This is a genomic window from Niabella aurantiaca DSM 17617, from assembly GCF_000374125.1.
Taxonomy (GTDB): domain Bacteria; phylum Bacteroidota; class Bacteroidia; order Chitinophagales; family Chitinophagaceae; genus Niabella; species Niabella aurantiaca.
Map to the genome: position 1 here is coordinate 606742 of NZ_KB893626.1, position 21312 is coordinate 628053.

Here is a 21312-nt window from a genome sequence, read left to right on the forward strand (position 1 = left end):
TGTTGAGTGCCATGGGCACGGCACATTTCCGGCACGGAGATCGTGTATATAAATGTACACTTTTTGCTTAAGTTGACGGCTTTGGTATCTTCACAAACCGTTTAAGAGAGTGTCCGGATAGGCCGGTGCCCGCTGCTGCCCGGTTCGTTTTGCCTAAAAGTCAGCGCGCTGTTATGTAATTGTTCCGTTTCTGCATCTTATACCCAAAACAACGAATGAAGATGTGTATGAAACGGATCCCCCGGCTTTTGCTGACATCGCTTGCATTGCTCCCGGCGCTTCTGAGCCGGGCACAGGTGCCGGTGATGGAGATCCATGAAAATGGAAAATACCAGCCCGACCAGACGGTGGAGCTGCAGCAGCTTTCAGCAGATGTAAAGGTTATTGGGAATATAGCTACTACCACCCTGCGTATGCGCTTTTACAACCGCTCCTCCCGGCTTAAGGAGGGCAGGCTGACCTTTCCCCTGCCCGAAGGTGTAAGTGTAAGCGGCTTTGCGCTGGATATAAATGGAGCCTTGCGAAAAGCGGTGCCGGTAGAAAAGGCAAAGGCTACGGCCGTTTTTGAAAGCATTGAGCGCCGGCAGGTAGACCCCGGCATACTCGAAAAAACAGAAGGCAATAATTTCAGAACGCGGGTGTATCCTTTAAACCCCAATGGCGCCCGCACCATTGAAATAACCTATAACCAGGAGCTGCGCAGCGTCAATGGCCGGCTGGTATATGATCTTCCGCTGGCCCAAAAAGAGATTGGCTCCTTCTCCCTGTCGGCCAGCGTGTATGAAACACCGGAAGTGCCGCAGCTTGTTGAAAAGCCCGATGGCAGTTTTGTATTTGAGAAAAAGGGAAATGCCTGGCAGGCTGCTCTTCAGAAGTTGGATTTTACGCCGGAACAGTCCTTAAAGATCGCCTTTCCCCAGCAGGCAGATGCGCCTAAAACCCTTGTAAAACGTAAGGGCACAGACGCCTGGTATTTTTTAACCAACCTGCAGATTGCACCACCGGCTCCTGTAAAAAAGGAGCTGCGGCAGCTCACCATTTTATGGGATAATTCGCTGAGTGGCTTAAAGCGGGACCACAAAAAGGAAAAAGCCTTTTTAGAAAAATTGTTTGCAACCAAAAGCAATATACATGTTACCCTTTATGCCGTTGCTACCGCCACCAACAAAATAGGGGACTATGCCGTATCCAATGGCGCCATCGGAGCCTTGTTGAAAGCTGTGGATGAAATGACATACGATGGCGCCACGGATTACAGCACCATACCGGCCTCCCTGGCCGGAAGCGGTGATGTACTGTTCTTTACGGACGGGCTTTCCAATTTTGGAGAATGGGACCGGTTGCCGGCGGTACCGGTTTACCCGGTTGTGGCTACGCCGGTAGCCAATTACAGCAAACTGCGGTATTACAGCAACCGCACCGGCGGGCAGCTGATCAACCTCAATCAAACCGCGGTGGATGTGGCTGCGGCGCAGCTGACCACCCAACCGTACCGGTTCCTGGGCGTCCGGTATCTGTATGATATCGGCAGTGTGAGCCCTGCAACGGCAGTAGTGACGGGCAGCAACCTGATGATCACCGGTATCGCCCGCAAATTGCCGGTAACGCTTACCCTGCAATTCGGATATGGGAATAAGGTGGAAAAAGAGATCCCGGTTACACTGGATGCCCGGCAAACAGCCGGTGATTGGGCCATTGAAACCTTTTGGGCGCAACAGCAGCTGGCAGCGCTGGAGCCTTTTTACGATCAGAACAAGGAAGCCATTGCCCGGCTGGGAAAAGAATTTGGTATCGTTACGCCCAATACCAGTTTGATCGTGCTGGAGAGTGCAGCCGATTACGTAAAGTACAAAATAGCACCTCCGGGTGAACTGTTACAGGAGTATAAAGCCATTATAAAGCAAAGGAACGGAGCACAGGAGGAGGCCTGGGGCGATTATCTGGCGGCGGCCCGGGAGCGCATGGAGGAACTGAAGGAATGGTGGAATACGAGCTACCCGCTAAAAAGAGCCACAGCAAAGTTTACAGTACCCCGGGTTGTAGAAGATCGGGAGGTGATGTATGATGCTTCGCCGGCGCCATCACAGGAGCACCGTAAAGCCCGGACCATTTCAGGAGAAGAATTAAAGGATGTGCCTGCGGCGAATATATCCGGGCTGCTCCAGGGCAGGGTGGCAGGAGTAAGCATCAATGGTGCTGCTTCAAAAATGGAGGAGACGGTTGTTGTCGGCTACCGCGCAGCACCCGGGGGAAAAGTGCGGACCATTGATATTAAAAGCGATGCCGGATATATGAAGGATATGGATGCCGCTATATCCACCGCAGCGGCGTATAAAACCTACCTGAAATTGCGGGAGCACTACCAGACAACACCTTCCTTTTATTTTGATATAGCCAATTGGTTCTATGATAAAAAAGCCACCGCACTTGCGGTGAGCATTGTAAGCAACCTGGTAGAGCTGGAGCTGGAAGATGCGGAGCTGTATAAAACAGTGGTCTATCTTTTGAAAAAATATGGAGCCTACAACAAGGAGCTGATCCTTACAAAAAAGGTGCTGGACTGGCGGCCCATGGATCCGCAAAGCTACCGCGACTATGCATTGGCATTGCAGGATAATGGCCGGTACCAGCAGGCGCTCGATACGCTGTATGCAGCGCTGACACAAACCTACACGGAGGAATCAAGAAACCGCGACGATGGTATTGAAGAAGTGCTGCTGATGGAGCTGAACCAGATCGTTAGCCGTTACAATGCCCGGGTAAACACTTCCAAAATTGATAAAGCCCTCCTGTACCGCCTGCCGGTGGATATACGCGTGGTGCTTAACTGGAATATGGATAACGTGGATATGGACCTGCATGTTACCGATCCCCGAAATGAAGAATGCTATTATGGAAGCAAGGCAACATCCCTGGGCGGGCGCATCAGCGATGATTTTACGGATGGTTTTGGCCCGGAGCAGTTCCTGCTGAAGAAAGCCGTTAAAGGCAAATACCAGATCAAGACCAATTTCTTTGGGGAGCGGAGGGTTACCGTAGCCGGTCCGCCTACCCTGATGGCCGAAGTGTTCCTGCGGTATGCTTCCGGCAGGGAGGAACGGAAGATCGTGGTATTCCAGGATGCAAAAGGCAGCAATGCGAACAGCGCTGATGGCCAGACCCTGGTGGCGGAATTTGAATTTTAATCGTACAGGCTCCTGTCCGGGTGCCCCCTTTTAAATAAAAGATAAAGTATGTAAGCGGATGGGGCTATGTCAAAAGCCGTTTTATAGTATGTTGTCCTTCTGTACTTGTTTCAGCATCCATTAATAGCTAACAATACCTTCAGATGCTGAAACAAGTTCAGCAAGACCATGCAGGCTGTTGACACAGCTCTGGTTCGGAAAGCAGCCGGAGCGCCGCCTGTTGTTTCTTTTCATTATCTTCGGAACATATAACGATTTATGAATATGAGAAAAAGGCACGGCCATCTTCATTACGGGTTTTATTTTGCCGCATTGTTTTCTTTGCTCATCCATGCGGGATGCAGTAAAAAGGAAGCGGCCCCGCCGGCGCCTGAAGCGCCGGTGCTGGAGCAGTTCGTTATTGAAAAAAAGAACAACCCGGGACTGGAGGCAGATATCGTTTTTGCCATTAAGGACGACAGCGTTATCGCAGCGCAACCTTACCGGTACCAAAAAACACTGGTGCCTTCTTTTGTAACCAATGCACCGGCGATCAGCATTGGAACGGCAAAACAGGTAAGTGGCACTACGCCTGTTGATTTTTCTATGGCGCATACCTACACGGTAGTGTCAAAGGATGGCATCCGGAAAGCGTATCATGTAAAAATAAACTGGATCGCCGACAGCCTGCCCCACCTGTATATTCAAACGGAGGGAGATGTACCCATTGTGTCCAAGGACGATTATGTAAATGCCACCCTGCGCATTGATGGCCTGGGGAAGTATGCCGACTTTGGAGGCGCAACCCGCATCAAGGGCCGGGGAAACAGTACCTGGGGCTATCCCAAGAAGCCCTATCGTCTAAAGCTGAATACTGCGGCCTCCCTGCTGGGACTGGCAGAAGAAAAAGACTGGGTGCTGCTGGCCAACTACCTCGATCCTACCCTGATGCTGAATGCGGTAGCCATGAAGATCGGTGCACAGCTGGAGCTTCCTTATACCAATCATATCATTCCGGTAAACCTTACGCTCAATGGTCAATATGTAGGTTGTTATAACCTTACGGAACAGATCGAAGTAGATGATAACCGCGTAAAAGTAGGCGGCGATGGTTTTTTGTTTGAGCTGGACAGCTATTTTGATGAGCCCTATAAATTCAGGTCGGCCAATTACAACCTCCCGGTCATGCTCAAAGACCCGGAGTTATCGGCAGCTGCAGAACTGACCCCGATACAAACAGCCTTTAATGATATGGAATCATTATTGGCGGCTCCTGCCTTTCCGGCCAATAATTACCGGGATAAGATCGATGTGGGATCCGTTGCAAAATTCATGCTGGTATATTTCCTTACGGATAACGAGGAGCTCAACCACCCCAAGAGCACGTATATGCACAAAACGGCAACGGGTAAATATACCATGGGGCCGATCTGGGATTTTGACTGGGCCTTTGGCTTTGAAAGCAACCAGAAGCATTTTTTTAAATCCAATAGTGCACCTTTCTGGACCAGCAGAACACCACAGCCTGCAGGAACAAAGTTCTTTACCCGTTTCCTGGATGATCCGCAGTTTGTAACGCTTTTAAAACAATTGTGGGCCGATTATACAGCCAACCACCTGGAGGAGCTGATACGGTTTGTGGAAACTTACGGCTTATCGATCATGACCGCAAAAGCAGCGGACTATGCCGTTTGGAAAAAAGGAGCAGCCGACAACCAGTCGGAAGTAACCACCCTTCAGCAATGGTTAAGGGATCGGAAGTCCTATATCGATGGTTACCTGAACGGGCTGTAATACGACATCTTAAATGCCACCGGTGGCTGCCTGTTGCGCTTTGCAGCAGTCTTGCGTTTATTATAGAAACAGCCACAAAATGAAAACAGCACTTATACTTTTGATGGGAATAGTGGTACTGGGTGCCTGTAAAAGGGGTACAACGGGCAGGGTATGTACCGAAGAGTACCGGTTCTTTAACGTAAAATTGCGATCAGCATCGGGTGAAGCCATAGTGCTGGATACGTTTTACACGCGGATCGTTGCCGGTAATGTTACCTTTCATGCAAACAATACGGTGCCGGGCGGGGATGAGGGATATTATACCGTGGTCAGCGATGGTCAGCTGCAGCTGTTACCGGAGGGTAAAAATACCGATCTGCGTTTTATCGGTATCAAAAACGACCAGGTTATTGTAAATGAGCCCTATGTTTTTAAGAACAACGGTTGTCATATTGAAAAGATCGCCGGTAAAGGCGAAGTGATCGTGCAATAATGATGTTCGTTTATAAAAGCATCGCATCCGGCACGGTACGTTCCCGTTCTTTTATAAAGGTTTCATAAACCTGCTTCCATCCTTTAAACACCCCTTCATTTGTAAAGGAAGAGTTGTGCCAGATCATGCTGAAAAAGCCATTCATTTTTTTTACTTCGTTATAAAGCTGCTGCAGCTCCATAAGCCCTTCCGCGGGGCTGTTTTTTTTATAAAAGATGGAAGTGCCTTCCATAAAGCAAAAGGGAAAGATCAGCAGGTCCGTAGCGGTTTCCGCTTCCAGGTCGTACCAGCAAAAGGGCGACGCCACGGAGGCGCGAAACCCGTTATCATCCGCATAGCCCATGGAAAAATCAAAGAGGATGCCGGCCTTTAGCAGGTTGCGATAGGTTTCCGGAAAAGAGAGTTTTAAAAAATGCTGGCGCGCAGCATTGATGGTGCTGCCGGTAATGGCAGACAGGATTTCCTTTTCCTTTTTTAAAAAAGCAGGTGCGCTGTTGCTTTGCCAGGAAGGGTGCAGGCCAATGGGATAGCGAATGGCATGGTCGGCGATCAGGGCCTGCATCGCCTTGTTATGCGGGGAAATGTTTTTATCGTAGTTGTTGGTGTGCTCGCCAACCAGGAAAAAATAATAGGGCTTTAGCTGGTATTGCTCATGCAATTGATTCAGCCAGCCAAACTGATCAAAGGGATCTTTCTCTTTACCGGTTAATACCTTAAACCGTTTGCTGACAGCCGAAAACTGAAAGCTGAAGGCTTCCTTAACAAAATTAAGCCCGTTCCTCATGAATCCCTTATGCTGATAACTCCAGGCCATATCAACATCATAGGTAGGTATGAGCTGGAAAACCGGTTGCCGGAAAGGCTCGGCCGGGAACCGTTCTGCAAGCTGCTGTTTTAGCAATTGTGTCCAGCGGTTCACCAGCGGGGTTTTTAAAAAGCCGTTCTTTTGTGCCAGCGATTGCGCAGCGGAAAACCGCCCGTGCCGGTCCTTTTCAAAAGGCAGGTATTCCTCATAGCGGCTCAGTAAATAAAAAGCCGCGGCAAAGATGTCGAAGCCCAACGCCCCCCCTGTTTGAAAAAATGCAGGCGATCCGTTAAGCGGTGCAACGGCGATGGCCTGCTGCTCAATGCCCGTTTGGGATAGCAGGCCCTGCGGTACTATGTGCAAGCAATGCGTGTCCAGTGTTTCTGCAGAGTAATTGATCCGGGCGCCCTGCTCGGTGAGGAATGCCTGCGGGTCGTCCGTCAGCTGCCATTCCGCACTGCTCATTTCTGTAGAAAAGAAGCGGGTAATATACCGCAGCCGCGGGGTGATATGTGCGCTGTAGACCAACATCGTTATTCAAAAATAAGAGGAATATGCTTAGGTCCGGATATCGCGGTAAACAGACCGCACAGGTTTCAGCTCGCTTTCGGGCTTGGGCCAACCGGCAGCGCTGCCGGTTGCGCCATCATGTTGCGGGCACGTATGGCGGCCTGCTCCAGCGCCATGCAGGCCAGCAGCTTATAAACCACCAGTGCCTGCCGGGCCGGCGCGCATCCCTCCATTTCATCCGCCAGCTTTACTTCCATGTGCACCAGGGTTGCATTTTGTAAGGAGTCCGGCGGTGCGGTGGGCATCATGGCCTGTATCAGCAGCATTTTTTGTTGCAGCTGCCGGTAGCGTTGCTGCATTTTATGGAGTATGCGGGTAGCGCGGGCGGCTTCCCATGCCGCTTTTTCTGCCCGGTTGCTCAGCAGCTTTGTGGTTTTTGTTTGCTGTGCCTCTTGTTGCTGTCGCAGGGCGGTGAATTGCACCTTGCCTTCAGGTGGTTGTTGCAGCAGCCGGTGCAGCACTATCAGCTGCGTGTTTGCCGGGGTGGGCAGCTGGCGGCGGCCGATTTCATACATGGCCAGGGTACCCCGGGTAACGCCGATCAATGCGGCCAGCTCCTCCTGGGTAAGCCCCCATTGCTTTCTAAAGTTTTTCATACCAGTAAGTTATTGTTGTTGTAAAATTAGTATTTATTGTTATATGTATGACGGTTACAATGTTAAATATAATAGGCCCTTCTTGTCACAAATCGGTTACAAGGCCATTGGTTACAATATTTTTTGTAACAGAACTATTTGTAACCCCGATGACTGCGGAATGGCAGCATTCTTACCTGCCCGTTCGTTCTTCAGGCAGTCGTAGCGCGCTTTGGCATTCAATACAGGTTAGCCGGTTGCGTTAAGGGCACAGGGGGGCGGCGCTACTGGTGGAAGCCTTCTTCATTTTATGACGGCTCCCAGGTTCGCTTGATGGTACTGATCAACAAACTGAAGCTTGTTGTTGAAAGATGAAGGCGAGGGGCACAAAGAAAAGAGACCAATTTGAAACCGGGTTTAAAGAATTTAAACTGGGCTTTTTGCTACAGCAGGCTCATATTGAAAATGGTCTTACGCAAGAGCAACTGGCTGAAAAGATTGGAACCAACGAAGGCTATATTCTAGTTAGAGAACAATATTAAAGATGTAAGAACACCTACCCTGCAAAAAATTGTAGAATTGGGTCTTGGCGGGCACTTGCAATTGTCTGTTAAAATATAATTTACCTTGCAATAAAATAACCGCCCTACAAAGATGTATAGCCCACAGAGCTGTACCTCTTTGTTACTTGGTACCGTAAGCCTGGCCTCTGGCCTTTTGTGCGACCTGGGCGACTGGTGAGACGGGAGTTCGTTAATAAGTAAACTTTAACCACCCGTTATAAAGGGCCATCGGCCCGGCAAATAGTAGTTACAACGCCGGAATTGATTCCGGCTACCATAGCCACGTTACGGAGCGGGAGAATGCCCGGACCGGCGTGGTCCACAGAAGAATCTGCATATCTCGCTCTCAAAGCAAGTATATGTTACCATCAATCAGATTTCTATAAATTAAAAAATGTAAGTATATTAGCAAGAGAGCGGACGCTTATGGGTACTTATCAAAAACAAAAAGCAAATCAATAAAATTGCCGACCCTTTAAATTTGTAATTTTACACACTGATGGCAGATAAAGCATTTATAACACCAAAGGTGCTGAAATGGGCACGGCAATCTGCAAAGATGACCGAGGAAACGGCTGCTGCCAAAGTTTCGGTGACCGTAGATAAATTAAAAGAGTGGGAAGAAGGTGTAAGCCAACCAACCATCCGGCAGGCCCAAACACTTGCCAAATCTTATAAAAGGCCATTTGCTTTATTTTTTTTGCCGGAGGTACCGCGCGATTTTCAGCCTTTACAGGATTTTAGAAGAACCGGTTCTAAACAGCTTAATACTTCTTCTGTTTTTATCATTAGAGAAGTGCAGCAAAAACAAGCCTGGATTAGTGAAGTGTATGCAGAAAACCAGGAGGCCCGCCATCCTTTTGTGGGGCGTTTTTCTATTAAAGCCGATCCCCAAACAGTTGCGGCCGATATCTTAACAACATTAAAGCTAAACCCTGCGGCATATAAGACCGGCAACCCCATAAAAGAGTGGATTGATGCCGCTGAAAAGAAGGGGATTTTTGTTTCCCGTACTAGTTTTATTAACTCAAGGCTAAAACTGGATGCTGAAGAATTACAGGGTTTTGCCATTGCTGATCCTTATGCCCCCTTTGTATTTGTAAATTCAGAAGATTGGAACGCACCCCAGCTCTTTACCCTTGTGCATGAGCTGGCGCATATCTGGATTGCGGAAACCGGCATCTCCAATGATATAGAGCCGGAAATTAAAAACAAAGACCGGTTGCATCCCGTTGAACTTTTTTGCAATGAAGTAGCAGCAAATGCACTCATGCCCAAAGCAATCATGCAGAGGTTGGATGCAGTCGTTTTTCAACATTCAAAAAATGTTTTTAAAGCGGCAAAACAATTAGGGGTAAGCAGTTTTGCCTTGTTGGTTAGGGCATACAACCTTCATTTAATTCCGTTACCAACCTACCAAACGCTGAAAAAGCAGGCAGAAATTGAGTATGCCGCTTTTTTGAAAAGGGAAGAGGAAAAGAGCGCGAAAAATAAGGAAGAAAATAAACCGGCGCCTATTTATTACCCCACCGTTATTAACAGGAACGGGCGGTTATTTATACAAACGGTGCTGGATGCTTTTCATGGAGGGCATATTGAGCCCACCCTGGCAAGCAACCTGCTGAATGTGCAGGTAAATAAATTTCAAAAACTAGAAGCACAACTGTACCGATGAGCATAACGGCTAATACCTATTGCCTGGATGCGAATATGCTCATTCAGGCATGGCAAAAATACTATAACCCCAAATTTTGCCCGGGTTATTGGGATGTGTTAACAGAGTTGGGAAGGCAGGGCCGCATATTTATACCGGAACTGGTTTATGAAGAGATAACCAGGACGGAGGATAACCTCTCCAACTGGCTTAAAGCATCCAAAATTCCTGTTGAAAGAATACAGAGCTGGTAATTACAGTTATTAATTGCGTAGTATAAATATTCAGAGGGTCCATCTATCCGCCGATATAGGTATTGGGACAAATGTGGCTTTGATAGTAAGATTCCTCTTAACGATGGCTTTTTATGCGGGCACATTGTATAAACTGCTATAGATTTTTTATAAATTGTAAAAAATAAGTATATTAGCAAAACAATCATTTGTAGAAAATTAAAAAACTGCTGAGAATAAATACCAAGTTTTTACGACTGGCCGTAAATGTTTAGTAAGTGCGGGATCTGCTGTCAACGCTAACTTTAAAAGAACCATTTTATGAAACCAATTTTTGACTCTACGCTCCACGATATCTTAAATGAAAGGTTGGAAAAATTAGAAAAGCACTTTAATGCAGATGTAATATTTTATTATGGGCCTATTGCTGATTCATTAGAAAAACCGTTCAGAGATTTTATTGAAGATTTGAAGTCAGATGCTAAACAAAATGAAACACTTTGTATTTTTCTCAATACACCAGGCGGTAGTGCTGAAACAGTTGAAAAGCTTGTTAAAATAACTAGGCATCATTATAAAGAAGTTTATTTTATTGTTCCTGACTCTGCTTATTCTGCTGGTACGATATTTTGTATGTCAGGCGATAAAATTTTTATGGATTATTCTTCTTCCCTGGGTCCAATAGATCCACAAGTTTACAATGGTAGCAACTGGGTTCCTGCTTTGGGTTATCTTGATAAAGTTGAGGAGCTTATAGACAAATCTAAAAAAGGAACTTTATCGCAAGCTGAATTAGTAATGCTGACACAACAAGATTTAGCAATGTTAAGACGGCATGAACAAGCTAGAGATTTGACTATTGCATTACTAAAAGAGTGGCTTGTAAAATATAAATTCAAAAATTGGGATAAGCATAGAACAACACCCGCTAAAATTGGAAAACCTGTAACGCCGGAAGAGAAGGAGGAACGAGCAACGGAAATTGCAAGGGATTTGGGAAATAATAAAATATGGCATTCTCATGGGCGTTCAATAGGAATATTTGCATTAACTGGCATATTAAAACTTGAAATTGAGGATTACTCTAACGATTTGACACTTAGGACACTAATAAGGCAATACAACGACCTGATTTGCCAGTATATTATTAGGAGTGGTTCTGAAGTATTTTTGCATTCTAGAAAATTTATTTAATATTGCGATATGAAATTATTAGACAAAAAACTTACACAAGTAATTTCAAAAGAGTTGTCGAACGATTCCAATGCACAAAAGCAGATGGAATTTGAAAAAATTCTGAATGATATGAAAAAGGCCGGTGTTATTAAAAAGCCGGTATATGATCTTCCTCAAGTTGACACAATCGGAAAAACATATTATTCTTCCATGAATAAACGAAAATAAGCTGCTATAAGTATAGCTAAGTTTTCGTAGCATCACCTGTGCTAAATTCGACCACAACGAATGTTTTTTTTCGTATTGCAAGACTAATCTAGTAAAACGACATTTGCATTTTCATAGGAGCCGGATCATTAAAAAATGATAAACGGGAATTCCTATTTTCTTGCAACACGTATTCACCGTAAAAGTAGATGTACTTTTGGTCTTGCAACTTGTGCATACCTGTGATTTAACAGCTGCTTAGTGCAGCTTTCAGTAATTGTTGTTTTGGCAAAATAAATTAAGTTAGGGGACAAACTCACACAGGCTTAGGTGGCTCATTTTACAACGCCGGAATTTATTCGGGGGCAGAACATGTTATGAAGCACGGCTTATAGGCGCGCCGACCCTGATCCCAAGTTCTTCCCTTCAAGACACATGTAAAAATACCATCGCATAAGCAAAGGCTCGTGATGGACAAGAAGATTGATCTGACTTTTATTTGTACTTAGTGAGCTTTTTAGCAGAGTATATTTCTAATCGTTTTATTAATTCGAAGTATTTGAAAAAAAGACCCTGCCCCGAATTGGCAAGCAGTAATTTATGTGTATGCATTGTTGGGAGAATTAACTCCCAGTACCAGAAATGGGGGGTATCTTCTAAATTCGAAAGAATACTTACAAGCTCCGTTTCAAGGAAAGGCATTTTTGTGAAAACCTTTTGAATAGCTTCCTTGCTGCGTCTTGTCGAATAAGAGAAGTATTGTATCCAGTTTGCATAGTTTCCGCTCGTACCTATTAATAGTGGAGCATCCCCGTGTGGATCAATCTTGTTACTAAGAAGTTGCAGCTCTGTATTAGATGGATATTTATCGGCTAATACCATGCTTGCAGCTTCACTCATATTTTTTGTAAGGCTCTCAGCATCCGAAAGTATTATATCTATTTTTTCTGCTACGTAAGTGTACAAATTTTGTTTGTCCTTTTGTTGTTTTATATGCACCACCAAAAAGTAGAATATAAAGGCTGATATGTAGGACATACATAATTTGTAAATGATTTGGCCAAGTTCATGGCCTTTTGGAAATACTTCCGGTATGTCAATTAGCCAAAAATCGATAATGCAAATAACGATTAACGCCCCTATAAATATAAATCCTAAATCTCGTCTAATGCTCTTAATTAGTTTCAGTGCAGCCATGTTATAAATTTAGTGCAAACTTTTATTTTATTTAGATGAAACCCAAAATTTCCACAACATAAAACGACCGTTCATTTTACACAGGTCCCCCGAGCTGTGCGTATCCGTAATTTAACAGCTGCTTAATGTTGCCTTTAAAACTCACTATATCTGCAAAAGAAATTAGACCAAATAGTAAACTTAATCCTCAAATCAAGCGATTTTTAGGCCGCGTTTTCTATTTCCCCTTAAAAATCGAATCATTAAAAAAATCAAATACAGAAATTCCTATCTCTTTACAAAATTTATTCACCGTAAGAATAGAAGCGCCTTTGGTCTCCCATCTGTATTGGCTTTGCTTGTCTTTATCTGTTTCTGAAGCAAAAGCAGACATGTGTTTTCCGGTTTTTTCCCGTAAGGCTTTCATGCGGAGAGCAATCTTATTTTTAATATCAATATCGTCTTTGTCCAGCTTGCGCATATGCAATTGTGGATAATTTTTTCAAAAAACAGGTAAACAAAGTTGTTTACTTATTATAGAATGTGTATCTTTATGACAGTCCAGTTATAATTGGGCATAGTAGAAAAAATTATTTAAGAGTCTCGTCGTTCAAAGAATGACAGCCAAGAAAGCGAGACGGTAAAAGTGCCCATATCTACTGACATAGCTATATTTGTAGCCTAAGGTAGGTGTGGGTCTTGCCGTAAATCCATTTTCTTGGCTGTCACTAAGAACGGTGGTTGGTAAGGCCCGCACCTACCTTTTTTTGTGCGGGTGCCAGCCTAAAACTTTTTGTTATGAACAACGCCGTTGCTACACCCACACCAAACGCCAACCCCTGTTTTAACGAAGCCCAGTGGCTGCAAGTGCTGTTTTTGCTGGCAGATACGCAAAGCTGGCTGCACCAAATGCAGGAGGGCCTTATTTGGCAGCTGCCAGTAAAGCATCGTAAAAAGCTGCTGCGCCAGGGCTGGTACCTAAGCGCCAAAGTGCTGGCGCATATTTTAGAGCGGCATTATTATAAGGTACCGCGCCACCCGCTTACCGGCAAGTTTACCCTGCCCATACCGCAGATAGTAGCCTGCATACGGGATGCCTGCCAGCAGCCGCCGGAGGCGGTGCCCCGCAGCACCCACCTGCAGCGGGTATGGGATGCCGGCAAGCCCGTGGGCTACGACCCTGCAGGCAGTACCGTAACCACCATTACCGTTATAGCCACCGCTAGCGGGGAAATAATGACCGCCTTCCCCGGCCTTATGCCGCCGCCGCAGCAAAACCTGTGAGGTCTGTATAACAGCCATCATCTCGACCAGGTCCGAAGGACGCGCGGAGAGATCTCTATGAAGTCATTCAGGCATAAATGGGTTTAAAATTTGTTTAGCGAAAAGATTTCGTAGGGGTTTCTCGGCATCGCTCGAAACGATAGTAAAAAACAATTCACCTAAAACAGAAAACGCATGAAAAACAAACCCCCCAAAGACCCTTTTGACACCTACTGCTGGAGCTATGCGGTTATTACGGACCCGTACCAGGTATTTGCAGAATGTTTCATGTTTGCAGATATCGGCGCCTTTAGAAAAACCATCCGGCAGGTATTACTGTCTGCCGCCGAGGATAAGGTGTATAAGAAGGAGCAGCCGGCATCGGCGCTTGATCTGTTTAAGGCCATTACTTCTGTAATACTTGCCGCGCAGGTGCTTTGCCGGCAAAAGAAAACCAGCGGGCTTAAAATAGAGCAGCAACAGTTTACAGACAAACGGCTCTATGCCCGGCCCGGCGCCTGCTGTGCAGAGTGGGAGTACCTGCCCAAAAACCTGTCGGCAAAGGAGTACGGGGATCCGTATAAAGTATTCCACCGTTTTTTTAAATACCAGGATGTAGCACAATGGCGGCAAAGCATTAACCAAGCGCTGGGTTATGCGCTGGCCGGCAATGCGGAGGGTTGCAGCATCCATTTATTAAAACTGTATGTGCATCTGACAAAGCTGATGGAGGCCGCTCACTTAATTGATGTGCGGGAGGTGCTGCATGTAGATGGTGTGCTTAAGCCGGCGTAGCAGGAGGCAGGGGTGAGGGTGCAAGTATAGAGAAGGTTCGGAAGGGAGATGGTAGTTCAACCCCTTTGGGGTTGGCTTCGCGCGCGGCTAGGTACCCTCCGCAGACGGAGGGTTATCCATATCGAAGCCCTTCGGGCTATCCCAAGGTATATTTGAGAAATACTCTTTGTGGTATTACACAAAAAATATTCAAGCAAATATTTAGCCGTGTACATATTGACCCTCTTCAAGGAAATCATAGCGGCGTATTTGAGAAAGAGTGTATGTGTATCAATGGTGAAGGCCCGAAGGGCCGGCATCTGATTAGCCCCCAACGACAGTTGGAGGCTAAAAGAGCGTTGGCAGACCAACCCCGGAGGGGTTGAATAAAGAAATGTTTTCAGAGCAGGTATTTCTCATCAAATTCGACATCATTTTCAATCAGCAGCCTTTTATATTCATCATAGAATTTTTCTTTTTTGTGATGCTCTTTTTGATTTTTTACATAATTGATGATCTTATCTCTTTCTCTTGCCGAATAAGTGAAGGCGCCATAACCCTCCTGCCATTCTTCGAAATCGGGGAACAGGCCACTGTTTTTCATCCAGCTGTTGGATGCGACTTTTATATCCTTAACATAATCAGCAAGGGATATGGAGGGGTGGAGGTCTGAAAAGATATGAATATGGTCTGTTATCCCGTTGATTCGGTAAAGCTTGCATTTATTATTCCTTACAATGCCCGCTATGTATTTGTAGAGCGCTTCACAGTGTTCCTCTGCAATTGTTTTCTTACGGTGCTTTGTACCAAATACGATCTGGTAATAGATTTGGCGGTAACTCATAGTGTTTCATTTATTGGTTAATAATCGTGTATAATTTACGATTTTTTAATGAAAATTCAACTCTTTTAGGTTGGTGCCCATTGCCACCTGATGCCCGCGTTATTTACATTGGAACCGTTCGGGCTGCGAGCCGGGACCTTAAGATGGCACATTAAAGGCGCTCAAACAGATATTTAGCTGTGTACAAGAGAGGGGTTTTGGGACAGGCACAACCAATTCCACTTTAGGTGCATGGGCAAATGCATCCAGGCGAGGGAGTGATAAGCTGTCAGCTGCACCACTGCACAAGAGTGCGATCCCGCTTTTTCGGGAAAGTCTCGGAAGCCGCCACCCTTACGATGGCCGGGACAAAAAATAATAAAATTGTTAACCAGCCCGGAAGCGGTCAGTATAAGTTCTATCAGACTTTTTCCTGTTTCTTCCGCTGTTCTTCCCACTGCTCATTAAATGATTTTTTGGGAAACCGGAGTGGGCTGTGGTTTTTGGTCCAGGCGCCGGCTACCATATTGATGAAGGTGCTTTTGAAATTGCCATTGACCATATTGACCATGCTGCGTTTGAGCATGGCGGACTTCCACATTTTCCAGGAAAATTTTTCCGCCAGGGGGGCATAGCCTTCTTCCACTGCTTCATGCCGGTTTTCCAGCAGCAGCTCGTGCAGGTTGATCTTTACCGCGCATACCTCGGTACAGTTGCCGCAGAGGGAGGAGGCATGGCTAAGGTGCTTCCACTCCTTCATGTTTTTTAAATGAGGGGTGATGACCGAGCCAATGGGGCCGCTGTAAGTGGTGTTATAAGTATGGCCGCCAATGTTCTTATAAACCGGGCAGGCGTTGAGGCAGGCGCCGCAACGGATGCAGTATAGTGCCTCGCGGGCTTTTTCGTTGGCCAGCATTTTGCTGCGGCCATTGTCTAAAAGGATCACATACATTTCTTCCGGGCCATCGGCTTCGTTTTCCTGCCGGGGACCGGTTACAATGGTGCTGTAGGAGGTAATGCGCTGGCCGGTGCCAAAGCTGCTGAGCAGGGGCCAGAACAGCGCCAGGTCCGTCATGGAAGGGATTACCTTTTCGATGCCTGCCACCACGATATGTGTTTTGGGCATGGAGCAGCTCAGGCGGGCGTTGCCTTCATTTTCGGTAATGGCAATACCGCCGATGTCGGCGATGATAAAATTGGCGCCGGTAACGCCTACTTCTGCCTCTGCATATTTCTGGCGCAATTTTTCGCGCGCGGTAAGGGTGAGCTTCTCCGCACTGTCAGTGGGATCGGTACCCAGCTTTTCGGCAAACAGCTCGGCAATCTGTTCCCGGCTTTTGTGCATGGCGGGGGTTACAATATGGTAGGGGGGCTCCCCGGCCAGTTGCTGGATGTATTCGCCCAGGTCGGTTTCCACACTTTCAATGCCGTGTTTGGCCAGGTTGCTGTTCAGGTGCAGTTCCTCTGTAACCATGCTTTTGCTTTTTACCAGCGTTTTGCAATTCTTTTGCTGGCAGATCTCGAGGATCACCTCATTGGCATGGGTGGCATCGGTACACCAGATCACTTTGGCGCCCCGCTTGGTGATATTGGCCTCAAAATTTTCCAGGGTCTGGTCCAGCACCTCAATGGCTTTCCACTTTAAATTTTTGGCCCGCTCCCGCGCCAGGTTAAGGTCGGCAAACTGGGCCTGTCCGCCCGGTACCGCCGCATTATACCGGGATATATTGAAATTGATCACCTTGCGGTGATCCCGGTCGAAGGCTTTTTCCTTGCTTTTCTTTTGAAACTGGGATGATGTGTGGGACATGGGGCAAATTTAGCCAAATGCCGTGAATGCACGAATGGGGAAACGTTAATTTGTATGGTGAGCGATCGGAGACATGCGATCTGAGAAGTTGTGCCCTGGGTACGGCCCATCATGCACCGGGCCTACGGCCCTCTGCTGCTCTTTGTGGCTTTATAAATGGGTTAAAACTCATTTTCTGCAGGATTCTTCGAGGCGATGCCTCTTTTGGTAATGAACGTTTAACCACGATTCTTTGGATAGTGGCTACGCCTGAGCCATAACATGGTGCAATAAAAGATCGGCACATTTTAGTGGCTATCGGGATTATGTTGAATCGTTTCTAAACAGCTTCTGAAAAATGATTGATCCGGGTGCGGGGGTGGAGGTAGCAGCTTCCAGCGTTGGCAATCGACTCCCATCTCGATTCTCAATGCTGTAACCCCTCCAAAAATGCCCGGAATTTTTTATTGCTGAAATCGGCTGCTCCCTCATGCTGGTACACCAGGTTCCCCGCTTTGTCCAGCACAACGGTAGTTGGCAGGGTGCCGCTGTACCAGGACGTTGGCACCGTTCCGCGGAAGCTGGATACCGGCAGGCTGAATTGCTTTTCTTTCATAAAAGCAGTAGCCTTTGGCAGGTCCTGGTCCGCATCTACTAAAAGAAAAACAATACCGGGGTTCTCCTTAAACGAAGCATACAGCTCATTAATGGCGGGCATTTCCGCAATACAGGGCGGGCACCAGGTGGCCCAGAAGTTGATGAACACCACTTTGCCTTTTAAGGATTGCGGGGTATGTGTTTGGCCGGTTGCGCTAATAAACTGTACGGATGCGGCAGTGGCTTCCGGCAGTGTGGTTTTGGTGGCCGTAACCCGTGGCTGAAAGAGGCCCACTTTCATCAGCCCGCGGATGACCACGGCTTTAAACTCCGGGAATACAAAGAGCGCCAGGGCAAGGACCAGCAGGCCGGCCGTGACAAGGTTTTGCATTGTTTTTTTGGACATGATACTGCAAATTATACCCGCAATCTCCTGAATCTTTCTGATTGGTAGTCTTTTAAAAATAATAAATATTTGTTAACCGCCCGGTAGCTGTTATTTTTGATGCTCGCGTTTATCAAAATAGTTAGAATATGTATCGTCGTCATCTTGTCCTGCTTTTGGGTTGCCTTCTTTTTTCACTGCCGGTGTTGCAGGCTCAACCGTCTCGCCCGGAAATGGAAAAGAAGCAGTTTGCCGTGCCTGCCAATAAAGCCTATGCGGAACCTTTTGCGCCGGGAGACCCGGGCGTATCCATCCCTGTGGGATACCCTGAGAGCCGGGGAAGCATCCGCCGGTGGCGGAATAAGGATAAACGCGTGGCATGGGTGGTTTACCAAAAGCCGGGGAATTACGATCTGTATTTTGACAACCAGGTTACTGCGGGCAAAAAACTGCGCTTTCGGCTGGATGTGAAAGGCACCTATCCGCAACTGGGGTTAAAGCCGGTAAGCCGTGATCTTGTTTTTAAGGGAACCGGCGAAAAAGATACGCTCTACGGAATAAACGTTGCAATTCCTGCCGAAGGCTATTATAAATATACGCTCACCCCGGTAACAGATCCGGAAGGGGCGATTACCATTTCTACATTATTGTTCCGGACAGCTACACCGGATGGCTGGGTCAATTTTATCAACTACCAGTCTACCCCTTCTGTACACCTGTCGTTCAGCAGCACGGAGCCCACTACAAAATCCTACAACTGGCTGTACCAGGAGATCCTGGTTCCGGAGGGAGAAGATCCCCTGTACACGTATTACATGTCGCTGGGGTTTTACCGGGGATACCTGGGCATACAAACGAATACACCAACCGAGCGGAGAGTGTTGTTTTCTGTTTGGGACAGTAAGGATGCCGAAAAGGATTCAACGATCACTAAAGCCGATTTTGTAAGCCTGGTGGATAGGGGGCCGGCTACTACAGTGAATTCGTTTGGGGGCGAAGGTACGGGCGGGCAATCCTATGTAAAAAGTGCCAACTGGAAAACGGGTAAGCCGGTTCAGTTTCTGATGAATGTACTGCCGCAGGAAAATAATTCTGTAGTGCTTTCTGCATGGTACCAGGTGGCAGGCGAAGGCTGGAACTATATCGCTTCCTGGCGGGCGCCTCATGAAAAGCGCTTTTTCGATGGCTTTTATTCCTTTATTGAAAATTACGGGTACACCAATGGCCAGCTGCGCCGGGAGGCCTATTATTACAACGCCTGGGGCGTAGAACAGGCTACCGGAAAATGGATTAATTTTAATAAGGTCCGTTTCTCAAACACCGATGGAAAAACGGGACAGCGGGTAGACTATGAGCAGGGCGTGTCTCCAAAATACCCCGATCGTTTTTATATGGCTGCGGGCGGTTATACTCCAACCGTAAAAACGAAGAACGAGATGCCGGCTTTAAAAACACCCCCATCCCTGGATCTTAAAAAGTTTGAGGCACGGGTAGCGGAAGCGCTGAAAAACGAGGGCCGGCAGAGCATTCAAAGATGACATACCTGGCGATTTGAACGGGAGCGCGCAGATTTCGAATTGTGATCGATCGTCGGGTGGTTACGTATCCACAGGGATGCATCGGCTTCGCCCGGCAAGACGGAAGGATAATTGGTCGTTAATACGCAACGTAATCTGTCGTTGGCAACTGGCGGCGTGGAGGAAAACACCCCCTTGTATTATTTCACCTTCCCGATCAGCGTCTTCAGCTGCTGAAAAGCCTGTTTTTCCAGTGCGGATATTTCGATCAGCCGGTCGCCCATATCATTATAATCGGCCTGGGTATTGAGCCGGCCCTTATAGATGCCGGATGCCTGGATGGCGGCATCCCGCCATTTATCGCCGGTGGCCGTAAATTGTTTGGAGCGCTCGAACAGCTCATCAACTTTCAGGTACGGATGGGCCTGTTGCAGAAAAGCTCCGTAAATAAACCGGAAGCCGCCGCCGCCGGTGCCGATCTCTTCCTGCATGCGCACCAGCTGGGCCAGGTAGCTGCGGGCTTTTTCATCGCCCAGTTTGGTTTTCCATTTTTTGATCTTCCGGCCGGTATAGGCAATGCCGCTCACGCCGCCAAAGGAACCGGGGATGTGCAGCATATCCCGGCAGTTGCGTTTGATGCCCTTGATAATACCCAGTTTCATTTGTTCGTCTGATGGTTCCTGCAAATGATCGCCCGGGTAATAGAGCTGCCCGCGCGGTGCAAAAGCGCCTTTGGCAAAGCGTACCCGCTCCAGCTCATAGCTGGTCATGGTGACCAGCCCTTCCATAATGGGATCACTGATGTAGTAATCATCCCCCTTTTTATCTACAACAATTAAATTATGCGCATTGAAATGAAAACGGTATTCTTTTGGAAAGTAGGTCAGGTAGAAAACACCTACCTGGCAGGCGGTAGGTTTACCCGCAAGTATGCGTTCGTCCAGCTCCTGCATGGCTTTTTCATGTGAGCTGAATTTTTTTCTTGTCACAGGAACACCCAGTGCCGTGCAGGTTCTTTTGAAAATAAGCCCCGGCATGGTGCGGAAAGAGATCGCCGGCCCGCCATTCACTTTCATAAATGGCAGCTGTATATAAAATAACCCCGATCCCATGCCAAAAGCCAGGGGCTCTGTAATTTTTGTAATGCCGTAATGACGCAATAGTGCGGTGGTAACGCCGTTTTCGCAATGCGCTGCCTGGAGATGTTTGAAGTTTGTATGTTGAAGTTCCAAGTTTGTTGTTTATATGTATGAGAAGAGAATGGTTTATAGTGAGACGTGAACAGGCAATATTAAATGATACTCCTGCCCGCCGCTTGCTGTTCCCTGCTTTATGAAAACGGATTCTTTAATTCTTCTACGCTTATTTCAAAGAGCTCCGCATATTTTTTTAGCTTATCTGCGGAAAGCTTTTGAAAGCCGGAGGGTTTGAGGTGCTTTTTGATGGTCCATTTCCAGTAGCCGGTATAGGATGCCAGGATGTTGAGATCCATGATCTTCTTTTCCATAAAATACAGGAGGGGACTGGCCTCGCCATGCAACACTTTTTGTTTGGCTGCTTCGATCTTCGCCTCCACATCATGCCAGGCCACGTTCAGCGCCTCGGTTTTTACCTCCCAGCCGGTGCTTTGTCCGGTGGAGTAATTGCCGTTCTCGTCTACCACATAGGTAACCTCTTTGGCTATCTTGCCAAGCGCGCCATTGTCCTGCGGGATTTCTTCTTTTTTCACCGTTTTATTTTTTTTATGATTCCGGCCGCAGTACTGCTATCTG

19 protein-coding genes are annotated in these 21312 nt (G+C 47.0%); 10 read left to right on the plus strand and 9 right to left on the minus strand.

Annotated features, from left to right (window positions below):
* Positions 1-227 precede the first annotated feature (227 nt).
* From B160_RS0107740 to B160_RS0107755, 3 genes are all read left to right on the plus strand, one after another.
* Positions 228-3185 (plus strand): VIT domain-containing protein, encoded by a 2958-nt coding sequence (locus tag B160_RS0107740; protein WP_018627328.1) that lies wholly within the window; start codon positions 228-230, stop codon positions 3183-3185.
* Positions 3186-3449: 264 nt separating this feature from the next.
* Positions 3450-4958, plus strand: a complete 1509-nt coding sequence (locus B160_RS28635; RefSeq protein ID WP_018627329.1) for a CotH kinase family protein — start codon at positions 3450-3452, stop codon at positions 4956-4958.
* A 79-nt stretch (positions 4959-5037) separates the two neighbouring features.
* Complete coding sequence (locus tag B160_RS0107755; protein WP_018627330.1) at positions 5038-5433, plus strand: hypothetical protein; 396 nt, start codon at positions 5038-5040, stop codon at positions 5431-5433.
* A gap of 10 nt (positions 5434-5443) precedes the next feature.
* On the opposite strand, the gene B160_RS28640 is transcribed toward B160_RS0107755, so the two are convergent.
* Together B160_RS28640 and B160_RS28645 are read right to left on the minus strand one after the other, a co-directional pair.
* A complete protein-coding gene (locus B160_RS28640) occupies positions 5444-6769 on the minus strand; it encodes a polysaccharide deacetylase family protein (RefSeq protein ID WP_018627331.1) in 1326 nt (441 codons plus the stop codon).
* A 65-nt stretch (positions 6770-6834) separates the two neighbouring features.
* Positions 6835-7404, minus strand: coding sequence for a helix-turn-helix domain-containing protein (locus B160_RS28645; RefSeq protein WP_018627332.1), 570 nt, complete (start codon positions 7402-7404; stop codon positions 6835-6837).
* A gap of 1041 nt (positions 7405-8445) precedes the next feature.
* Between B160_RS28645 and B160_RS0107775 the strand changes: the two genes are divergently transcribed.
* From B160_RS0107775 to B160_RS0107790, 4 genes are all read left to right on the plus strand, one after another.
* Positions 8446-9621, plus strand: coding sequence for an XRE family transcriptional regulator (locus B160_RS0107775; RefSeq protein WP_018627334.1), 1176 nt, complete (start codon positions 8446-8448; stop codon positions 9619-9621).
* The gene (locus tag B160_RS28655) at positions 9618-9854 is read left to right on the plus strand and encodes a DUF4411 family protein (RefSeq protein ID WP_018627335.1); all 237 of its coding nucleotides are present in this window, start codon (positions 9618-9620) and stop codon (positions 9852-9854) included. Before B160_RS0107775 ends, B160_RS28655 begins: the two co-directional genes overlap by 4 nt.
* A gap of 300 nt (positions 9855-10154) precedes the next feature.
* Positions 10155-11027 carry an SDH family Clp fold serine proteinase gene (locus B160_RS0107785; protein WP_018627336.1) on the plus strand — a complete coding sequence of 291 codons (873 nt, stop codon included), beginning with the start codon at positions 10155-10157 and terminating at the stop codon, positions 11025-11027.
* A gap of 9 nt (positions 11028-11036) precedes the next feature.
* A complete protein-coding gene (locus B160_RS0107790; RefSeq protein ID WP_018627337.1) occupies positions 11037-11237 on the plus strand; it encodes a hypothetical protein in 201 nt (66 codons plus the stop codon).
* A gap of 474 nt (positions 11238-11711) precedes the next feature.
* Here the strand turns inward: B160_RS0107790 and B160_RS0107800 are convergent, their stop codons facing one another.
* Both B160_RS0107800 and B160_RS0107805 read right to left on the minus strand, forming a co-directional pair.
* On the minus strand, positions 11712-12413 hold the full coding sequence (locus B160_RS0107800; protein ID WP_018627339.1) for a hypothetical protein: 702 nt from the start codon (positions 12411-12413) through the stop codon (positions 11712-11714).
* Between the two features lie 217 nt (positions 12414-12630).
* Positions 12631-12873, minus strand: a complete 243-nt coding sequence (locus tag B160_RS0107805; RefSeq protein WP_018627340.1) for a hypothetical protein — start codon at positions 12871-12873, stop codon at positions 12631-12633.
* Between the two features lie 317 nt (positions 12874-13190).
* On the opposite strand from B160_RS0107805, the gene B160_RS0107810 reads away from it, so the two are divergent.
* Both B160_RS0107810 and B160_RS0107815 read left to right on the plus strand, forming a co-directional pair.
* A complete protein-coding gene (locus tag B160_RS0107810; RefSeq protein WP_018627341.1) occupies positions 13191-13676 on the plus strand; it encodes a hypothetical protein in 486 nt (161 codons plus the stop codon).
* Positions 13677-13850: 174 nt separating this feature from the next.
* A complete protein-coding gene (locus B160_RS0107815) occupies positions 13851-14450 on the plus strand; it encodes a hypothetical protein (RefSeq protein ID WP_018627342.1) in 600 nt (199 codons plus the stop codon).
* A 379-nt stretch (positions 14451-14829) separates the two neighbouring features.
* On the opposite strand, the gene tnpA is transcribed toward B160_RS0107815, so the two are convergent.
* The 3 genes from tnpA to B160_RS0107830 all read right to left on the minus strand — a co-directional run bounded on the left by tnpA (position 14830) and on the right by B160_RS0107830 (position 18029).
* Entirely contained in the window at positions 14830-15273 is a 444-nt protein-coding gene (gene tnpA / locus B160_RS0107820; protein WP_018627343.1) for an IS200/IS605 family transposase, read from the minus strand.
* A gap of 400 nt (positions 15274-15673) precedes the next feature.
* Positions 15674-17062, minus strand: a complete 1389-nt coding sequence (locus B160_RS0107825) for a LutB/LldF family L-lactate oxidation iron-sulfur protein (protein ID WP_018627344.1) — start codon at positions 17060-17062, stop codon at positions 15674-15676.
* 406 nt (positions 17063-17468) lie between these two features.
* Positions 17469-18029 carry a TlpA family protein disulfide reductase gene (locus B160_RS0107830; protein ID WP_211218059.1) on the minus strand — a complete coding sequence of 187 codons (561 nt, stop codon included), beginning with the start codon at positions 18027-18029 and terminating at the stop codon, positions 17469-17471.
* 227 nt (positions 18030-18256) lie between these two features.
* On the opposite strand from B160_RS0107830, the gene B160_RS30500 reads away from it, so the two are divergent.
* Entirely contained in the window at positions 18257-19561 is a 1305-nt protein-coding gene (locus B160_RS30500) for a DUF3472 domain-containing protein (RefSeq protein WP_018627346.1), read from the plus strand.
* 179 nt (positions 19562-19740) lie between these two features.
* Here the strand turns inward: B160_RS30500 and darH are convergent, their stop codons facing one another.
* Entirely contained in the window at positions 19741-20772 is a 1032-nt protein-coding gene (gene darH, locus B160_RS0107840; RefSeq protein ID WP_018627347.1) for a BtrH-related acyltransferase DarH, read from the minus strand.
* Between the two features lie 98 nt (positions 20773-20870).
* Complete coding sequence (gene DarG / locus B160_RS0107845) at positions 20871-21269, minus strand: flexirubin biosynthesis protein DarG (protein ID WP_018627348.1); 399 nt, start codon at positions 21267-21269, stop codon at positions 20871-20873.
* Positions 21270-21312 lie beyond the last annotated feature (43 nt).

Excerpts from the sequence above, each read along its gene's own strand:
- B160_RS0107740 (WP_018627328.1), top strand. The coding sequence starts at position 228 with ATGAAACGGATCCCCCGGCTTTTGCTGACATCGCTTGCATTGCTCCCG.
- B160_RS28635 (WP_018627329.1), top strand. The coding sequence starts at position 3,450 with ATGAGAAAAAGGCACGGCCATCTTCATTACGGGTTTTATTTTGCCGCA.
- B160_RS0107755 (WP_018627330.1), top strand. The coding sequence starts at position 5,038 with ATGAAAACAGCACTTATACTTTTGATGGGAATAGTGGTACTGGGTGCC.
- B160_RS28640 (WP_018627331.1), bottom strand. The coding sequence starts at position 6,769 with ATGTTGGTCTACAGCGCACATATCACCCCGCGGCTGCGGTATATTACC.
- B160_RS28645 (WP_018627332.1), bottom strand. The coding sequence starts at position 7,404 with ATGAAAAACTTTAGAAAGCAATGGGGGCTTACCCAGGAGGAGCTGGCC.
- B160_RS0107775 (WP_018627334.1), top strand. The coding sequence starts at position 8,446 with ATGGCAGATAAAGCATTTATAACACCAAAGGTGCTGAAATGGGCACGG.
- B160_RS28655 (WP_018627335.1), top strand. The coding sequence starts at position 9,618 with ATGAGCATAACGGCTAATACCTATTGCCTGGATGCGAATATGCTCATT.
- B160_RS0107785 (WP_018627336.1), top strand. The coding sequence starts at position 10,155 with ATGAAACCAATTTTTGACTCTACGCTCCACGATATCTTAAATGAAAGG.
- B160_RS0107790 (WP_018627337.1), top strand. The coding sequence starts at position 11,037 with ATGAAATTATTAGACAAAAAACTTACACAAGTAATTTCAAAAGAGTTG.
- B160_RS0107800 (WP_018627339.1), bottom strand. The coding sequence starts at position 12,413 with ATGGCTGCACTGAAACTAATTAAGAGCATTAGACGAGATTTAGGATTT.
- B160_RS0107805 (WP_018627340.1), bottom strand. The coding sequence starts at position 12,873 with ATGCGCAAGCTGGACAAAGACGATATTGATATTAAAAATAAGATTGCT.
- B160_RS0107810 (WP_018627341.1), top strand. The coding sequence starts at position 13,191 with ATGAACAACGCCGTTGCTACACCCACACCAAACGCCAACCCCTGTTTT.
- B160_RS0107815 (WP_018627342.1), top strand. The coding sequence starts at position 13,851 with ATGAAAAACAAACCCCCCAAAGACCCTTTTGACACCTACTGCTGGAGC.
- tnpA (WP_018627343.1), bottom strand. The coding sequence starts at position 15,273 with ATGAGTTACCGCCAAATCTATTACCAGATCGTATTTGGTACAAAGCAC.
- B160_RS0107825 (WP_018627344.1), bottom strand. The coding sequence starts at position 17,062 with ATGTCCCACACATCATCCCAGTTTCAAAAGAAAAGCAAGGAAAAAGCC.
- B160_RS0107830 (WP_211218059.1), bottom strand. The coding sequence starts at position 18,029 with ATGCAAAACCTTGTCACGGCCGGCCTGCTGGTCCTTGCCCTGGCGCTC.
- B160_RS30500 (WP_018627346.1), top strand. The coding sequence starts at position 18,257 with ATGGAAAAGAAGCAGTTTGCCGTGCCTGCCAATAAAGCCTATGCGGAA.